Here is a 14,478-nt window from a genome sequence, read left to right as displayed (position 1 = left end):
GCAGCCGTCCCGCGTAGCTGCACGCAGCCGTCCCGCGCAGCTGCGGGCAGTCGTGCCTCCCCCAGTGCCTGAACGGCCTGGGAGGTGCCCCCAGGGCGGCACGGGTGGGCGGTGGGGGTCCCCCCGCTCGAGCGAAGCCGAGAGTGAGGGAGGCACCTCGCAGCGCCGGGCCACACGCCCCACCCGCCCGCACCACGCCCCACCCGCCCGCACCCACGCCCGTCACCCCGGCAGTGCCGAGCCCCGTGCCCCACCCCCAAGCCCACCCCGCAGCCGCGCATACGCCGCCACCCCGTCCGGCACCCACTCCCACTCCAGCAGACGCCGCTCCACCTCCGCCTCCTCCAGGAACCCCCACCACTCCACCTCCTCCACCTGAGGGGACACCTGGGACGTGCAGCGCACGTCGTACACCGCCGACCACCACGTCCGCCCGGCCCCGTCGTCGTACAGGAACTTGAAGAGGAACTCCGGCCGCGCGAGCCCCGCCACCCCCAGCTCCTCCTCCGCCTCCCGCAACGCCGCGTCGTCGTACGACTCACCCGCGCCCACCACCCCGCCGACGAACATGTCGTACAGGGACGGGAAGACCAGCTTCGTCGGCGTGCGGCGGTGGACGAAGACGCGGCCCCGCGTGTCCCGGGCCCGCACGAACACGCACCGGTGCCGCAGCCCCCGGGCGTACACGTCGCCCCGCCGGGCCCGTCCGGTCACGCGGTCGTTCTCGTCGACGACGTCGAGGATCTCGTCAGCAGCGCTCATGCCCTCATCCAAGCAGCGGCCGTCGGGGTCGGCGCCGCCGCGGATCCCGCGCCGGCCCGTGCTCGCCGGTGCCCTGCCGCATCGCCGGATGCATTGCATCCGGGTGGCGCGCGCTGCCCTGACGCCGTGGTCGGGGCGACAAGTGCCCCTCCAGTAACGCCAGTTGACGCGTGTAACGGACCTGCGGGCCTTGACGGCCGGCCTCGGCTGCCGGTTTGCTGTGCGTGATCAGTTCATGGCAAACCGGCTACCACGACCCACCGGGTCGCGTGAGGAAGTTCCCGCGGTGCCCCCACCCCCGCCTCCCCTCGGCCGAGGCCGCAGACGCGCGGCACAGTCCTTCGACGAGGCCCTCGACGACGCCGAACTCGTCACCGCGCGCACCGCGTTGACCCAGGGGCGCTGGCAGTCGGCCCGCTCCCTGCTCGTCCACACGGGTGACGACTGGGACCGCCGCGGACACCGGGTCACCGTCCTCGCCCAGGAGCGCCACTGCGCCGCCTGGGCCCGCGAGTGGCTGCTCGCCGAGCCCGACTCCACCGACGCCGCCGTCCTGCTCTCCCTGGCCCTCGTCCACCGCGCCCTGCGCGGGAAGGAGAAGCCGGGCCGGGTCCGGGAGGCATGCCGGGACACCGCCGCACTCGTCCCCGGCGACCCCACCCCCTGGCTCGGACTGCTCCTGCTGGAACGCACGCTCGGCGCGGACGAGGACGTCGTCCGCGCCTTCGAGCAGGTGCGCGGGCGGTACGCCGACCACCACCACGCCCACCATCTGATGGTGGCCCGGCTCGCCGAACGCCGCGGCGCCGACGGCCCGGACCCGCTCCACGAGGCCTACGACTTCGCCGGCTGGGCCGCCGAACAGGCCCCGGCCGACTCCCCGCTCGCCGTCCTGCCGGTGGTCGCGCACGCCGAGCGCTACCGCGTGCTGGCCGCCGCCGGACACGAGTCCGCCGACCCGAGGGCGTCCGGCCACTGGGCCGGCCGGCGCGCCCGGCAGGTGATGAAGGCGGCCTTCGACTGGTGGCTGGAGTGGGAACAGGAGGGCCACCCCCGCCGCCTGGTCGACCTCAACTTCCTCGCGCACGCCAAGTCCTGCGAGGGCCGCGGCGCCGAGGCCGCCGCCCTGTTCCACCGCATCGGCGAGCACGCCACGCCCGCCCCGTGGTCGTACCCGGACCGCGACCCCCACCCCGCCTTCCGCGCCGCCCGCGCCGACGCGCTGGGCACCACCTGACATCCCCGCACCCCACAGTGAGGACGGTCCCCATGACCACGGGCAGTTCACGCACGAGCAGACCAACGAGCGACGGCGGCATCAGCACCTTCAAGGGGCAGGAGCGGGCGCTGCGCGCGGACCGGCTGGGCACCGGGGGCCTGCTCCTGTCCGTCCTCGCCGCCACCGCCCCGCTCATGGTGGTCGCCGGGGTCATGCCCACCACGTTCGCGGTGATGGGCATCGTCGGGCAGCCGCTGCTCTTCGTGATCCTGGGCGTGGTGCTGATCCTGTTCAGCGTCGGCTACGCCGAGATGAGCCGCCACGTCCACAACGCGGGCGCCTTCTACGCGTACATCTCCCGCGGCCTCGGCGGCACCGCCGGCGCGGGCGCCGCCCTGGTCGCGCTGGTCGCCTACAACGCTCTCCAGGTCGGCATCTACGGCATCTTCGGCTTCGAGGTCTCCGGCCTCCTCGCCACCTACGCCGACCTCGAGGTCGCCTGGTGGATCCCGGCGCTGCTGGCCGTGCTCGCGGTCGGCACCCTGGGCTGGCTGAAGATCGACGTCAACGCGCGGGTACTGGGCGTGCTGCTGCTCATCGAGGTCGTGCTCGTCGTGGTCTTCGACATCGCCGCCGTCGCCGACCCGGGCGCCCAGGGCCTGTCGCTGCACGCGTTCGACCCGGACACTCTGACCGGGGCCGGCGTCGGGACCGCGCTCTGCTTCTGCATCGCCGCCTTCCTCGGCTTCGAGCAGGCACCCGTGTACGCCGAGGAGACCAGCCGGCCGCACGTCCTGGTGCCGCGCGTGATGTTCCTCGCCGTCGGCGGCGTCGCCGTCTTCTTCGCGCTCAGCAGCTGGGCCCTGACCGTCGCCACCGGCCCCGACGAAATCGTCGGCACCGCGCAGGAGCAGAGCGCGGGGCTGCTCTTCTTCCTCACCGAGTCCCGGCTCGGCGGCACCTTCACCGACGTCCTGCACGTGCTCTTCGTGACCGGCATGTTCGCGGCCCTGCTCAGCTTCCACAACGTCGTCGCCCGGTACGCCTTCGCCATGGGCCGGGAAGGGCTGCTGCCCGCCGCCTTCGGACGCACCAGCGGCAGCAGCGGCGCGCCCGGCACCGGCTCGCTGCTCCAGACCGCCGTGTCCGCCGTCGTGGTCGTCGGCTTCGCGATCGCCGACGACAAGCCGGCCGGGGATCCGACCGAGCCGGTCCTGCACCTGTTCACCTGGGGCGGCAACATCGGCGCCCTCGGGGTGATCGTGCTGATGGCCGCGGCCTCGTTCTCCGTGGTCGCCTTCTTCGTGCGGCGCGGCGCCGCCGGGGCACAGGGCGTGCGCCTCGTGACCTCGGCCGTCGCGGGCCTCGCCCTGCTGGTGATCGCCGGGTACACGGTGAAGGACTTCGACGTCCTCGTCGGCGCCGGCCCCGGCTCGGCCCTGAGCTGGGCCCTGCCCGGCATCATCGGCCTCGCCGCGGCCGGCGGCCTCGCGCAGGGCCTGGTCCTGCGCGCCCGCGCCCCCGAGCGGCACGCCCGCATCGGCCTGGGCAACGAGGCGTTCCAGCTCGAGAAGGCGGCCGACACGCTGTCCTGAGCCGCGCGCCCCGCACGGCACGACGACGGCGCCCGCCCCGGTGGACCGGGAACGGGCGCCGTCGTCGTGGCCGGGCGGGGCGCGGCCTTCGTACCCCTAGATGATCAGGGACAGGAGCAGGACCAGACCGCCCGCGACCACCGAGATGATCGTCTCCATGACGGACCAGGTCTTGATGGTCTGGCCGACGTTCAGGCCGAAGTACTCCTTCACCAGCCAGAAGCCGGCGTCGTTGACGTGGCTGAAGAACAGCGAACCGGCACCGATGGCCAGGACCAGCAGGGCCGCGTGGGTCGTCGACATGTCGGCCGCCAGCGGCGCCACCAGGCCGGCCGCCGAGACGGTCGCCACCGTCGCCGAACCGGTCGCCAGCCGGATCGCCACCGCGATCAGCCAGGCCAGCAGCAGCGCCGGGATCGACCAGTCCTTGGAGATCTCCAGGATCATCTGGCCCACGCCGGAGTCGATCAGCGTCTGCTTGAAGCCGCCGCCCGCGCCGACGATCAGCAGGATGCCCGCGATGGGCGCGAGTCCCTTCTCCACCAGGCCCGAGACCCGGTCCTTGGCGAACCCGGCGGGCCGCAGCAGCGTGAAGATGCCCACGATCACGGCGGTGAGCAGGGCGATCAGCGGCGAACCGACGACGTCGAAGACGCGCTGCACCAGGTGGTCGGGGTCGTCGACGACGATGTCGACCAGGGCCTTGGCCAGCATCATCACGACGGGCAGCAGGATCGTGACGAGGGTGGCGCCGAAGCTCGGGCGCTTGTCCAGCGTCTCGGAGGCGCGCTGCGGGATCATGCGGTCGGGGGCGGGGACGTCCACCCAGCGGGCCGCGTACCTCGAGAACACCGGGCCGGCGATGACCACCGTCGGGATCGCGATCAGGACACCGAGCGCCAGGGTCACGCCCAGGTTGGCACCGACCGCGTCGATCGCGACCAGCGGGCCGGGGTGCGGCGGGACCAGGCCGTGCATCACGGACAGACCGGCCAGCGCCGGGATGCCGATGCGCATCAGGGAGTAGTTGCCGCGCTTGGCGACCATCAGGACGACCGGGATCAGCAGCACGATGCCGACCTCGAAGAACAGCGGCAGCCCGACGACGGAGGCGATCAGCACCATCGCCCACGGCATCGACCGGACGCTCGCCTTGGCGAGGATGGTGTCCACGATCTGGTCGGCGCCGCCGGAGTCGGCGAGCATCTTGCCGAGGATCGCGCCGAGGGCGATCAGGACGCCGACGCCCGCGACCGTCGAGCCGAGGCCGGTGGTGAAGCTGGCTATCACCTTGTCCAGCGGAGCCCCGGCGAACGCGCCGAGCGCCAGCGTCCCGATGGTCAGGGACAGGAAGGCGTGCAACTTGAACTTGGTGATGAGCAGGACGATGACGGCGATGCCCAACAGCACGGCGATGCCCAGCTGGGCATGGCCGGCCGAGGTGATCGGCTCGACGGTGTCCGCTGCCAGCATCTCGACGCTGAGTCTGGTCACGGTGGTTCCCTTGCGGTGATGGGGATTCAGGGGGAGGGCGGGGCCGTGCGCACCTGCGGCGGCACGGCCCCGGGGGAGGTCGTGGGGGGAAGCGGCCCGCTGCCGGGCCGCCGGGTCACGGAGCCGGCTGGGGGAGGGCCTTCAGGGCGTCGGCCGCCCGTTCGGTGATCTCCTCGGGGCTGCCGGCGACGTCCACCGCGGCCCCCGCCTCGTCCGGCTCCAGCGGCTGGAGCGTGGCGAACTGGGAGTCGAGCAGGGCCGTCGGCATGAAGTGCCCGGCACGGTGCGACATCCGGTCCTCGATCAGCTCGCGGCTGCCCGTGAGGTGGACGAAGACGACACCGGGAGCGGCGTCCCTCAGCCGGTCGCGGTACGACCGCTTCAGTGCCGAACTGCTCACCACCCCGCCGAGCCCGGCCCGCCCGTGCGCCCAGCCGCCGATGGCGTCGAGCCAGGGCCAACGGTCCTCGTCGGTGAGCGGGGTCCCGGCCGTCATCTTGGCGATGTTGGCCGGCGGGTGGAAGTCGTCGCCCTCGGCGTAGGGCACGCCGAGCCGGGCCGCGAGCAGGGGGCCGATGGTCGTCTTCCCGGTGCCCGCTACGCCCATGACCACGACGACATGGGGGGTGTGCAGTTGCTGCATCGCACTCTCGCTGTCTGCTGTCTTCGTCGACACGTGATGTCGACGCAACTGAAACCCATTAGGTACGACAAATTCAAGAGTCTGTGACGTATAAGTCTGACTTTTTGTTCGGGTGATCTGCCCCGTACGCTGAGTGCATGAGCACACCGGGCCGGGGGCTGCACGGCCGCGTACTGGACACCCTCGGCCCCGCGATCACCGCGGGCGAATACCCGGCGGGCAGCGTCCTGCGCACCGACGAGCTGGCACAGCGCTTCGAGGTGTCGCGCTCCGTGATGCGCGAGGCCGTCCGCGTGCTGGAGTCCATGCACCTGGTCGAGTCGCGCCGCCGCGTGGGCGTGACCGTCCTGCCCGAGTGCGAGTGGAACGTCTACGATCCGCAGGTCATCCGCTGGCGCCTGGCCGGCGCCGACCGGCCGCGCCAGCTGCGCTCGCTGACCGTGCTGCGCTCGGCGATCGAGCCGGTCGCCGCGGGACTGGCCGCCCGGCACGCCACCCCGGAGCAGTGCGCGGAGCTGACGGAGTGCGCGCTCGGCATGGTGGCGAACTCACGCGGCCACAAGCTGGAGGGGTACCTCTTCCACGACGTGGCCTTCCACCGCGTGGTCCTCACCGCGTCCGGCAACGAGATGTTCGCCAGGCTCGGCGGTGTCGTGGCCGAGGTCCTGGCCGGACGCACGCACCACGACGTGATGTTCGAGGACCCCGACCCGGCCGCCGTCACCCTGCACGTCCAGGTCGCCGAGGCCGTCCGCGCGCGGGACGCCGAGCGCGCCGAGCGGCTGACCCGCGAGATCACCGTGGGCGCGCTCGAGGAACTGGACATCCTGGCGCCGTAGCGGGACCGGGCGGGTCAGGCGAGGAACTCCCCGTCGACGTACACCCACGCCCCGTCGACCCGCTCGAACCGGCTCCGCTCGTGCAGTGAGCCGCCGCGGTAGGAGGCGCGGAAGATGACCGTGCCACTGGAGTGGAACGCGGACCCGTCGGTCGTGTCCAGGATCTCCAGCCCGGTCCACCGCGTCCCCGGGTCCAGGTCGAGACGCGCCGGCCGGGTCCGCGGATGCCACGTCCGCAGCAGGTATCCCGCGTCGCCCACCACGAAGGCGCTGTACCGCGAACGCATCAGCGCCTCGGCACTCGGCGCGGACGCCGCCCCGGCATGGAAACGGCCGCAGCACTTCTCGTACGCCTCGGGCAGCCCGCACGGGCAGGAACGCGTGGTCATGGCGGCCATTGTGCCCGCTCGGGCGCCCTCCCGGAAAAGCAGAAGACCCCTGCTCAGCAGGGGTCTTTCTGGTGTCCGAGGGGGGACTTGAACCCCCACGCCCGATAAAGGGCACTAGCACCTCAAGCTAGCGCGTCTGCCATTCCGCCACCCGGACAAGGTGTCTGCCGCGCGGGGTGTTCCCCGTGGCGACGACGTAAACATTACCAGGCTTTCGGAGGTGTCCGATCACCCCCCGTTCCGGCGTGAACGGCGTGTGACGGGCCGGGTCCCGTCTTGGGCCCGGACGGCCGGAGGGGGAGGATGAGGGGGACCCACCAGCAGTGACAGCGGGAGGAAGCACGTGAGCGAGTCGGACACGGCCAGGAGCGTCACCGGTGAGGACGAGGTCGTGGACCTCTGCCGCGAGCTGATCCGGATCGACACCAGCAACTACGGCGACCACTCGGGCCCCGGCGAGCGCAAGGCGGCCGAGTACGTCGCCGAGAAGCTCGCCGAGGTGGGACTGGAGCCCCAGATCTTCGAGTCCCACCCGGGACGCGCCTCCACGGTGGCCCGGATCGAGGGCGAGGACCCGTCGCGGCCCGCGCTGCTCATCCACGGCCACACCGACGTCGTACCGGCCAACGCGGACGACTGGACCCACCATCCCTTCTCCGGCGAGGTCGCCGACGGGTGCGTGTGGGGACGCGGCGCGGTCGACATGAAGGACATGGACGCGATGACCCTCGCGGTCGTCCGCGACCGGATGCGCAGCGGGCGCAAGCCGCCCCGGGACGTCGTCCTGGCGTTCCTCGCCGACGAGGAGGCCGGCGGCACGTACGGCGCCCGTCACCTGGTCGACCACCACCCGCACCTCTTCGAGGGCGTCACCGAGGCGATCAGCGAGGTCGGCGGCTTCTCCTTCACCGTCAGCGAGCAGCGCCGGCTGTACCTGATCCAGACGGCCGAGAAGGGCATGCACTGGATGAAGCTGACCGTGGCCGGCACCGCGGGGCACGGGTCGATGATCCACCGCGACAACGCCATCACCGAGCTCTCGGAGGCCGTCGCGCGCCTCGGCCGGCACACGTTCCCCGTCCGCGTCACGAAGACGACCCGGGCGTTCCTCGACGAACTGGGCGACGCCCTCGGGACCGAGCTCGACCCGGAGAACATGGAGGGCACCCTCGCCAGGCTCGGCGGCATCGCCAAGCTCATCGGCGCGACCCTGAGCAACACCGCCAACCCCACCCAGCTGGGTGCGGGCTACAAGGTCAACGTCATCCCGGGCGAGGCGACCGCGCACGTCGACGGACGGTTCCTGCCCGGGCACGAGGAGGAGTTCCTCGCCGACCTCGACCGGATCCTCGGACCGAAGGTGCGGCGCGAGGACGTCCACTCCGACAAGGCCGTCGAGACCACGTTCGACGGAGCCCTCGTGGACGCGATGCAGTCCGCGCTGGTGGCGGAGGACCCGGCCGCCAAGGCGATCCCGTACATGCTCTCCGGCGGCACCGACGCCAAGTCCTTCGACGACCTCGGCATCCGCGGCTTCGGCTTCGCGCCCCTCAAGCTGCCGCCGGAGCTCGACTTCGCGGGCATGTTCCACGGCGTCGACGAGCGCGTGCCGGTGGACGGCCTGCGGTTCGGCGTGCGGGTGCTCGACCGGTTCCTCGACGCGTCCTGAAGCGGTTCGCCGGGACGGCGCTCCACCCTTCACCGGTATTCGACCGTGCGTGCGGGAGGCCACCGGGAGGGGTGAATGCGCTCATAAGCTCGTAGCCTCATTACTCCTTCCTCGTTACAGGTAATGCGATCGGCAATACCGGATCGCCTTTGCCAACCAGGAGGAATAATGCTGAAGAAGATCGTCGCCGTTGCGGCTGCCACCGGTGGTCTGGTTCTCGCGGGCGCGGGTCTGGCCGCCGCCGACTCGGGTGCTCAGGGTGTCGCCGCGCACTCCGCGGGCGTCGTTTCCGGCAATGTCATCCAGGTTCCCGTGCACGTCCCGGTGAACGTCTGCGGCAACACGATCTCCGTGATCGGCCTGCTGAACCCCACCTTCGGCAACGTCTGCATCAACAAGTGACGTTGCGTCCCGCCCCATGAGGGACCGAGCCCGTCGGCCCCGGAGCGCGCGCCATGCGGCTCCGGGGCCGACGGACTTCCGGGAAAAGGAACATCAGCGTGCGTCGGCGTCGGAAACGACGGAATTCCCGGCGCTGTGGGACTAGGCAAGGCAGGGATTTCGGAAATGCGACAGGTCACCCGCAAGGGCCTGATGACGATGGCGGCCGCCACCGGTGTGCTCGCCGCGGTGGGCGGCGTCGCCCACGCCGACTCGGGGGCACAAGGAGCGACGTCGAATTCGCCCGGCGTGCTGTCCGGCAACACGGTGCAGGCGCCCGTGCACGTGCCGGTCAACGTCTGCGGCAACACGGTCGACGTCATCGGCGTCCTCAACCCGGCGGTGGGCAACGTGTGCGCCAACGGGGGCGGTGGCGGCCACGACGGTGCGCACGCCGGCGGACGCGCCACCGGCTCGCCCGGGGTCGGCTCCGACAACACCGTGCAGGTGCCGGTGCACGTGCCGGTGAACGTCTGCGGCAACAGCGTGAATGTCGTCGGTGTCCTCAACCCGGCCAAGGGCAACCACTGTGTCAACGGGGGTGGCGGATCCCACACCACCCCGCCGGGTGAGCCGGGCAACCCCGGTAACCCGGGTGAGCCCGGCAACCCTGGTAACCCGGGTGAGCCCGGTAACCCCGGCAATCCGGGTGAGCCCGGTAACCCCGGCAATCCGGGTGAGCCCGGCAACCCTGGTAACCCCGGCACCCCGGGCGAGCCCGGTGCCCCCGGCGCCCCGGGTGACAAGACGCCGGGCGGCTCCTCGCACGTCAACCAGCCGGGCGCCCAGGACGTCACCCCGCCCGGTGGTGACGCGCAGCTCGCCGAGACCGGCAGCGACCTGCCGCTGGGGCTCGCCCTGCCGGTGGGCGCGGGTGCGCTGCTCGCGGGCACGGTGCTCTACCGCAGGGCCCGCGCCGCGGCCTGACGCACACGGAGCGGGCCCCGCCTCGGCGGGGCCCGCTCCCGTTGTCGTGTCACCGGCGCCCGGTCGCCCGGGCGTCGCCGTGCTTACCAGGTGGCGCGCACCTGGCGGATGATCCGTCGCCGCAGCCGCACCTTGCGACTGCCGTCGCGCAGCAGGCTCAGGCGGTACAACTCCCAGTGTCCGTACTCGGCGTGGTCGGTCAGCAGACGTGTCGTCTCCTTGCGGGAGACCCCGCGTGGCACGTACACGTCGACAAATTCGTATTCCGGCATCGCATCTATTGTGCGGGCTGGGGCCCGGTACGGATAGCGTCTGCACTATGTCTGATGCTGCGCAGCCCACCGCTGCCGAGGTACGCGCCGCCGCCGAGGCGGTCAAGACCGCGCTCGACCGCCACCTGGCCTCGGTCGAACGCAGGTCGGGGGAGGAGGACCCGGCCGTCTACCAGGCGTTCAACGAGCTGGCCGCGGCCGCGGAGGCCTACGACGAGTTGCTCTACGACCGCTACGACGAGGTGACCCCGTTCGAGATCCCCGGCGCGGACGACACACTGCCGTACACGGGTCCCGAGGAACCGAACGCGCTGAGCGTGCTGATCCGCCGCGACTACGCGGTGGCGGAGCCGCAGCGGCTGATGGCGCAGGCGCGGCGGATCGAGGCGGCCGACGACGAGGCGGCCGTGGGCGCGGACGTCGCCGGCACGGTCCACGGGGCGCTCGGCATCCTGTTCGGCGAGTTCGAGGCTGACGAGATCGCCTCCCGGCACAAGGAGTTCGGCCTCGAGGAGGGCGACTCCACGCTCTGGGTGACCGCCGCGGACGAAAGCGCCGAGCCCGGAGAGTGGCTCGAGGCGCCGTTCGACCAGGTCGACTCCCAGCGCGTGGTCTGCCGCTTCGACGTCAGCGCGGTCTTCGACGACGAATTCGACGACGACGATGACGACGACGTACCGGCGCTGGAGGAAGACCCCGAGACGGACCTCGACGACGAACCGGACGGGGAAGAGGACGAAGAGGACGGCGCGCCGGAGGGGCCGCGGGCGGACCGCTGAGCGGCACACCTCGCACGGCGGCGGTTCACGGGAGGAGGTCCCCGTGGACCGCCGCCGTCGCGCGTGCCGCCGCCGGCCGCGCCCGGCGGCTCAGCCGCTCACCGGAACCTGCGGGGCCAGCAGCGCCGGCAGCCGTGTCGTGCGCGGCTTGGCCGGCACCTCGGCGACGGCACGGGGCAGCGCCTGGTCCACACCGTGCACCACGGACAGATGACGGGCCGCCCGGCCGAACGCCGTGTAGACCCACGGGCGGCTGAGCGCCTGCGCGGCGTCTCCGGGCAGCACCACGACCACCGCGGGCCACCGGCCGCCGGCCGCCTGGTGCGCGGTCAGCGCCCACCCGTGCCGCACGGTCCCCTCCAGCCGCTCCTTCGGGACGACGACGGCCTCGCCCCCGCAGGACAGGTGCAGCCCGTCGGCGTCGGCCTTCACCACGCGGCCCGGCAGCGTACGGCCCGGCACGGGGGAGTGGACGACACGGTCCCCGGGGTCGAATCCGCCGAAGCGGCCGGGGCCCGGGTTCAGCCGTTCCTTCAGCGCCGCGTTGAGCGCCCGCGTGCCCGCGGCGCCGCCGTGGCCCGGCGTGATCACCAGCGTCTCCTCGGCGGGGACGCCGATCGCGCGCGGCACCGAGTCCGCCACGAGCTGCACGGTGCGGTGCACGGCCTCGCCCGCGTCCCGCACCGGCACGATCACGACCTCCTTGCCGGGCGCCTCCACCTGGCTCAGCTCACCGATGCCGATGCCGGAGACCAGCTCGCCCAGCGGACCCGGGTCCGGACGCCGGGAGGCGACCTGGGGGCAGATCCGCGCCGCCAGCAGATCCGCGAAGACCCTCCCCGGCCCCACGGACCACAGCACGCCCGGGTCGCCGGCCAGCACCAGCCGCGCCCCGTCGGGCAGCGACTCCGCCAGCAGGGCGCCCGTCTCGACGTCCACCTGCGGCGCGTCGAGCACGACGAGCAGGTCCAGGTCCAGCGCGCCGTCCGCGTCCCGCCCGGGCCCCTCGGTCCCGGCCAGCAGCCCGGCGACGGTGACCACCCGCGTGCCGTCCGGGGCCGGTCCGTCCGGCGTGGGGGAGCCGGGCCGGGGCGCCGTCCGCCGGTCGCCCACGAGCGCGGCGAAGCGGTCGCGGCCGAGCGGGCCGTGCGCGGCGGCCCAGGCGCGCAGCCCGAGCCCGTGCGCGGCCCCCAGCAGCGCCGCCGGCTCGGCCAGGGACGCCTCTCCGCCGGTGTGCAGGACCAGCCCGTGGCCCGCGACCGCCCGGATCAGGTCCGCGGCGGAACCCTGCGCGGCCGCGGCCGCCCGCTCCCAGTCGTCCGCCGCACCGTCCTGCTTCGGCACCGAGTTGACCAGCCGGGCGAGGCCGTCGGCGAGACTCTCCTCCGCCAGCGCGTACCGCTCCAGACCGACCAGGACGCGGACCGGCCGTTCCCCGGCCCCGTCCGCCCCCTCCGCGTCCGCGGGCCCGTCGTCCGGGCGGGGGCCGGCCTGGGGGCCGGTCTCCTCCAGGGCGTCCTGGAAGGCCAGGGCCTCGCCCTCGGCCAGCGTGCTCTGGACGGCGGCGTCCGGATCGGGAACGCCACGCTGGGCCAGCGCGGTCGTGAGCCGGGGCAGTTCCAAAGCAGTGTGACCGGTCAGGGCCGCCTGTTCCAGCAGCCAGACGGTGACCGCACGCCCCCGCCGCTCGTCGTCCGGGCGGCACTCCGCGCCGAGCAGTGCCCGGGCGAACCCGTCGGCCTGCTCCGGCCGGACCGCGGTGACCCGCAGCAGCTGCCAGGGGTCCGCGCGCAGCGACTCCTCCGCCGCCTCACCGAGGAGCGCGGCGGTCCGCGGCGCGAGCGTCTCCGGGGCGCCGCCCTCGGCCAGGACGCGCCGCACGGCCTGGACGGTCTCCGGCGCGGGCCCCGCGGGCACGGTCACCGGCTCGGCCGGTGCCGGCTGCGGGCGTCGTACCGGCTCGGGGGCGGCGCGGCGGGGCGCGGGACGGGACTCGTCGAAGACCGTCGCGTCCGGCTTCTCGCCGCTCTCCACGGCGCGCACGGCGGCGAGCAGCTCGGCCGCCGTGCCGCTGAGCTTGGCGCCGCTGTCGATCGGCTGCTGCTTCTCCGCCTTCCGCCGCTCGATCCGCTCCCGCTCGAGTCGCTGGGCGGCCAGCTCGGCCTCCGCCTCGGACACCTGGGCCGCGGCGCCGTCACCGGTCGGCGGCGCCTCCCCGCCGTCGCCCGCCCCGGCCGCGGCATCCTCGGGCTCCGTGGCCCGCGGGCCCTCGGGAGTCTCCGCGCCGGCGGCGTCGTCCGGTGCGGCCTCCTGCGCGGCGCCCGGCGTTCCCGGCTCGGCGTCCACGGCCTCCGCGGTGTCCTCGGCGGGTTCGGGCGACGTGCTCACAGCGTGCTCCACTCGTGATCGGGATAGCGGTGCACGGGCGCCGACACGTCGTCGAGCGCCCGGCAGATCTCGTCAGGAAGACTAAGGGTCTCCACTGACAGCGCCGCCGTGAGCTGCCGCGCGTTGCGCGGGCCGATGATCGGGGCGACCACCCCGGGCCGGTCCCGCACCCAGGCGAGGGCGACCTGGAGCGGGGTCACCGCCAGCCCGTCCGCCGCCGTCGCCACCGCGTCCACGATGTGACCGGCCGCCTCGTCGAGGTAGGGCTCGACGAACGGGGCCAGCTGGTCCGAGGCGCCCCGCGAGTCCGGCGGCGTCGCGTCCTTGCGGTACTTGCCCGTGAGGACCCCCCGGCCCAGCGGCGAGGAGGGCAGCAGACCGATGCCCAGGTCCAGGGCGGCCGGCAGCACCTCGCGCTCGACGCCGCGCTGCAGCAGCGAGTACTCCATCTGCGTGCTCGCCAGCCTGCTGCGCACGCCCGGCGCCGCCAGCTGCCAGGTCGCGGCCTTGGCGAGCTGCCAGCCGCAGAAGTTCGAGACCCCGGCGTAGCGGGCGCGGCCGCTGCCGACCGCCACGTCCAGGGCGTGCAGCGTCTCCTCCAGCGGCGTGTGCGGGTCGAAGGCGTGCAGGTGCCACACGTCGACGTGGTCCGTGCCCAGCCGGGCCAGGGAGGCGTCCAGCGCGGAGAGCAGATGGCCGCGCGAGCCGTCGGAGCGGCGTTCGGGATCCGGAACGCTGCCCGCCTTGGTGGAGATCACCAGGTCCCGGCGCGGCACCAGGCCCTCCATGAGCCGGCCGAGGAGGTACTCGGCCTCCCCGTCGCCGTACACGTCCGCGGTGTCGACGAGGGTCCCGCCCGCTTCCCAGAAGGTCTTCAGGAGGTCCGCCGCGTCGTGCTCGTCGGTGCTCCTGCCCCAGGTCAGGGTGCCCAGACCGATGCGGGACACACGCAGGCCGGTGCGACCCAGATGCCTCTGCTCCATGAACGCCGAGATTACTGGCCACGGCCCGCGCCGTGGGGGCCTGTGGACAACCGAATTCACGCGCTAGGGTCGGGGCAC

At 73.3% G+C, this 14,478-nt stretch carries 14 protein-coding genes and 1 tRNA gene; 7 read left to right on the top strand and 8 right to left on the bottom strand.

The window, feature by feature from the left end; all coding sequences use genetic code 11:
* Positions 1-222 precede the first annotated feature (222 nt).
* Positions 223-762 carry an NUDIX domain-containing protein gene (locus AC0VYN_RS25060; RefSeq protein WP_475532783.1) on the bottom strand — a complete coding sequence of 180 codons (540 nt, stop codon included), beginning with the start codon at positions 760-762 and terminating at the stop codon, positions 223-225.
* Positions 763-1,048: 286 nt separating this feature from the next.
* Between AC0VYN_RS25060 and AC0VYN_RS25055 the strand changes: the two genes are divergently transcribed.
* Together AC0VYN_RS25055 and AC0VYN_RS25050 are read left to right on the top strand one after the other, a co-directional pair.
* The gene (locus AC0VYN_RS25055) at positions 1,049-1,999 is read left to right on the top strand and encodes a hypothetical protein (protein WP_475532782.1); all 951 of its coding nucleotides are present in this window, start codon (positions 1,049-1,051) and stop codon (positions 1,997-1,999) included.
* A 32-nt stretch (positions 2,000-2,031) separates the two neighbouring features.
* Positions 2,032-3,576, top strand: coding sequence for an APC family permease (locus AC0VYN_RS25050; RefSeq protein WP_475532781.1), 1,545 nt, complete (start codon positions 2,032-2,034; stop codon positions 3,574-3,576).
* A gap of 96 nt (positions 3,577-3,672) precedes the next feature.
* On the opposite strand, the gene AC0VYN_RS25045 is transcribed toward AC0VYN_RS25050, so the two are convergent.
* Together AC0VYN_RS25045 and AC0VYN_RS25040 are read right to left on the bottom strand one after the other, a co-directional pair.
* A complete protein-coding gene (locus tag AC0VYN_RS25045; RefSeq protein ID WP_475532780.1) occupies positions 3,673-5,070 on the bottom strand; it encodes a GntP family permease in 1,398 nt (465 codons plus the stop codon).
* 115 nt (positions 5,071-5,185) lie between these two features.
* The gene (locus AC0VYN_RS25040) at positions 5,186-5,713 is read right to left on the bottom strand and encodes a gluconokinase (protein WP_475532779.1); all 528 of its coding nucleotides are present in this window, start codon (positions 5,711-5,713) and stop codon (positions 5,186-5,188) included.
* Positions 5,714-5,850: 137 nt separating this feature from the next.
* Here AC0VYN_RS25040 and AC0VYN_RS25035 point away from each other — a divergent pair, with 137 nt between their 5' ends.
* A complete protein-coding gene (locus AC0VYN_RS25035; protein WP_385472687.1) occupies positions 5,851-6,552 on the top strand; it encodes a FadR/GntR family transcriptional regulator in 702 nt (233 codons plus the stop codon).
* Positions 6,553-6,566: 14 nt separating this feature from the next.
* Here the strand turns inward: AC0VYN_RS25035 and AC0VYN_RS25030 are convergent, their stop codons facing one another.
* Both AC0VYN_RS25030 and AC0VYN_RS25025 read right to left on the bottom strand, forming a co-directional pair.
* A complete protein-coding gene (locus tag AC0VYN_RS25030; RefSeq protein ID WP_475532778.1) occupies positions 6,567-6,941 on the bottom strand; it encodes a YchJ family protein in 375 nt (124 codons plus the stop codon).
* A 69-nt stretch (positions 6,942-7,010) separates the two neighbouring features.
* Positions 7,011-7,098 (bottom strand) — tRNA-Leu (locus AC0VYN_RS25025).
* A 186-nt stretch (positions 7,099-7,284) separates the two neighbouring features.
* On the opposite strand from AC0VYN_RS25025, the gene AC0VYN_RS25020 reads away from it, so the two are divergent.
* The 3 genes from AC0VYN_RS25020 to AC0VYN_RS25010 all read left to right on the top strand — a co-directional run bounded on the left by AC0VYN_RS25020 (position 7,285) and on the right by AC0VYN_RS25010 (position 9,978).
* Complete coding sequence (locus AC0VYN_RS25020) at positions 7,285-8,610, top strand: M20/M25/M40 family metallo-hydrolase (protein WP_475532777.1); 1,326 nt, start codon at positions 7,285-7,287, stop codon at positions 8,608-8,610.
* 168 nt (positions 8,611-8,778) lie between these two features.
* On the top strand, positions 8,779-9,012 hold the full coding sequence (gene chpH, locus AC0VYN_RS25015) for a chaplin ChpH (RefSeq protein ID WP_385473610.1): 234 nt from the start codon (positions 8,779-8,781) through the stop codon (positions 9,010-9,012).
* Between the two features lie 165 nt (positions 9,013-9,177).
* Positions 9,178-9,978 carry a chaplin family protein gene (locus AC0VYN_RS25010; RefSeq protein WP_475532776.1) on the top strand — a complete coding sequence of 267 codons (801 nt, stop codon included), beginning with the start codon at positions 9,178-9,180 and terminating at the stop codon, positions 9,976-9,978.
* Between the two features lie 83 nt (positions 9,979-10,061).
* Here the strand turns inward: AC0VYN_RS25010 and AC0VYN_RS25005 are convergent, their stop codons facing one another.
* Positions 10,062-10,250, bottom strand: a complete 189-nt coding sequence (locus tag AC0VYN_RS25005) for a DUF5703 family protein (protein WP_161163089.1) — start codon at positions 10,248-10,250, stop codon at positions 10,062-10,064.
* Positions 10,251-10,297: 47 nt separating this feature from the next.
* Here AC0VYN_RS25005 and AC0VYN_RS25000 point away from each other — a divergent pair, with 47 nt between their 5' ends.
* On the top strand, positions 10,298-11,029 hold the full coding sequence (locus AC0VYN_RS25000; RefSeq protein WP_475532775.1) for a hypothetical protein: 732 nt from the start codon (positions 10,298-10,300) through the stop codon (positions 11,027-11,029).
* A 90-nt stretch (positions 11,030-11,119) separates the two neighbouring features.
* Here AC0VYN_RS25000 and AC0VYN_RS24995 read toward each other — a convergent pair whose 3' ends face one another.
* Both AC0VYN_RS24995 and AC0VYN_RS24990 read right to left on the bottom strand, forming a co-directional pair.
* Positions 11,120-13,417: a helix-hairpin-helix domain-containing protein gene (locus AC0VYN_RS24995; protein WP_475532774.1), complete on the bottom strand. Its 2,298-nt coding sequence runs from the start codon at positions 13,415-13,417 to the stop codon at positions 11,120-11,122.
* Positions 13,414-14,400, bottom strand: coding sequence for an aldo/keto reductase (locus AC0VYN_RS24990; protein ID WP_385472810.1), 987 nt, complete (start codon positions 14,398-14,400; stop codon positions 13,414-13,416). Before AC0VYN_RS24990 ends, AC0VYN_RS24995 begins: the two co-directional genes overlap by 4 nt.
* Positions 14,401-14,478 lie beyond the last annotated feature (78 nt).

This window comes from Streptomyces sp. 63XJN7_1_ISO-PGPR-S23-121, assembly GCF_056173025.1.
This window is presented reverse-complemented; position numbering and strand designations above follow the sequence as displayed.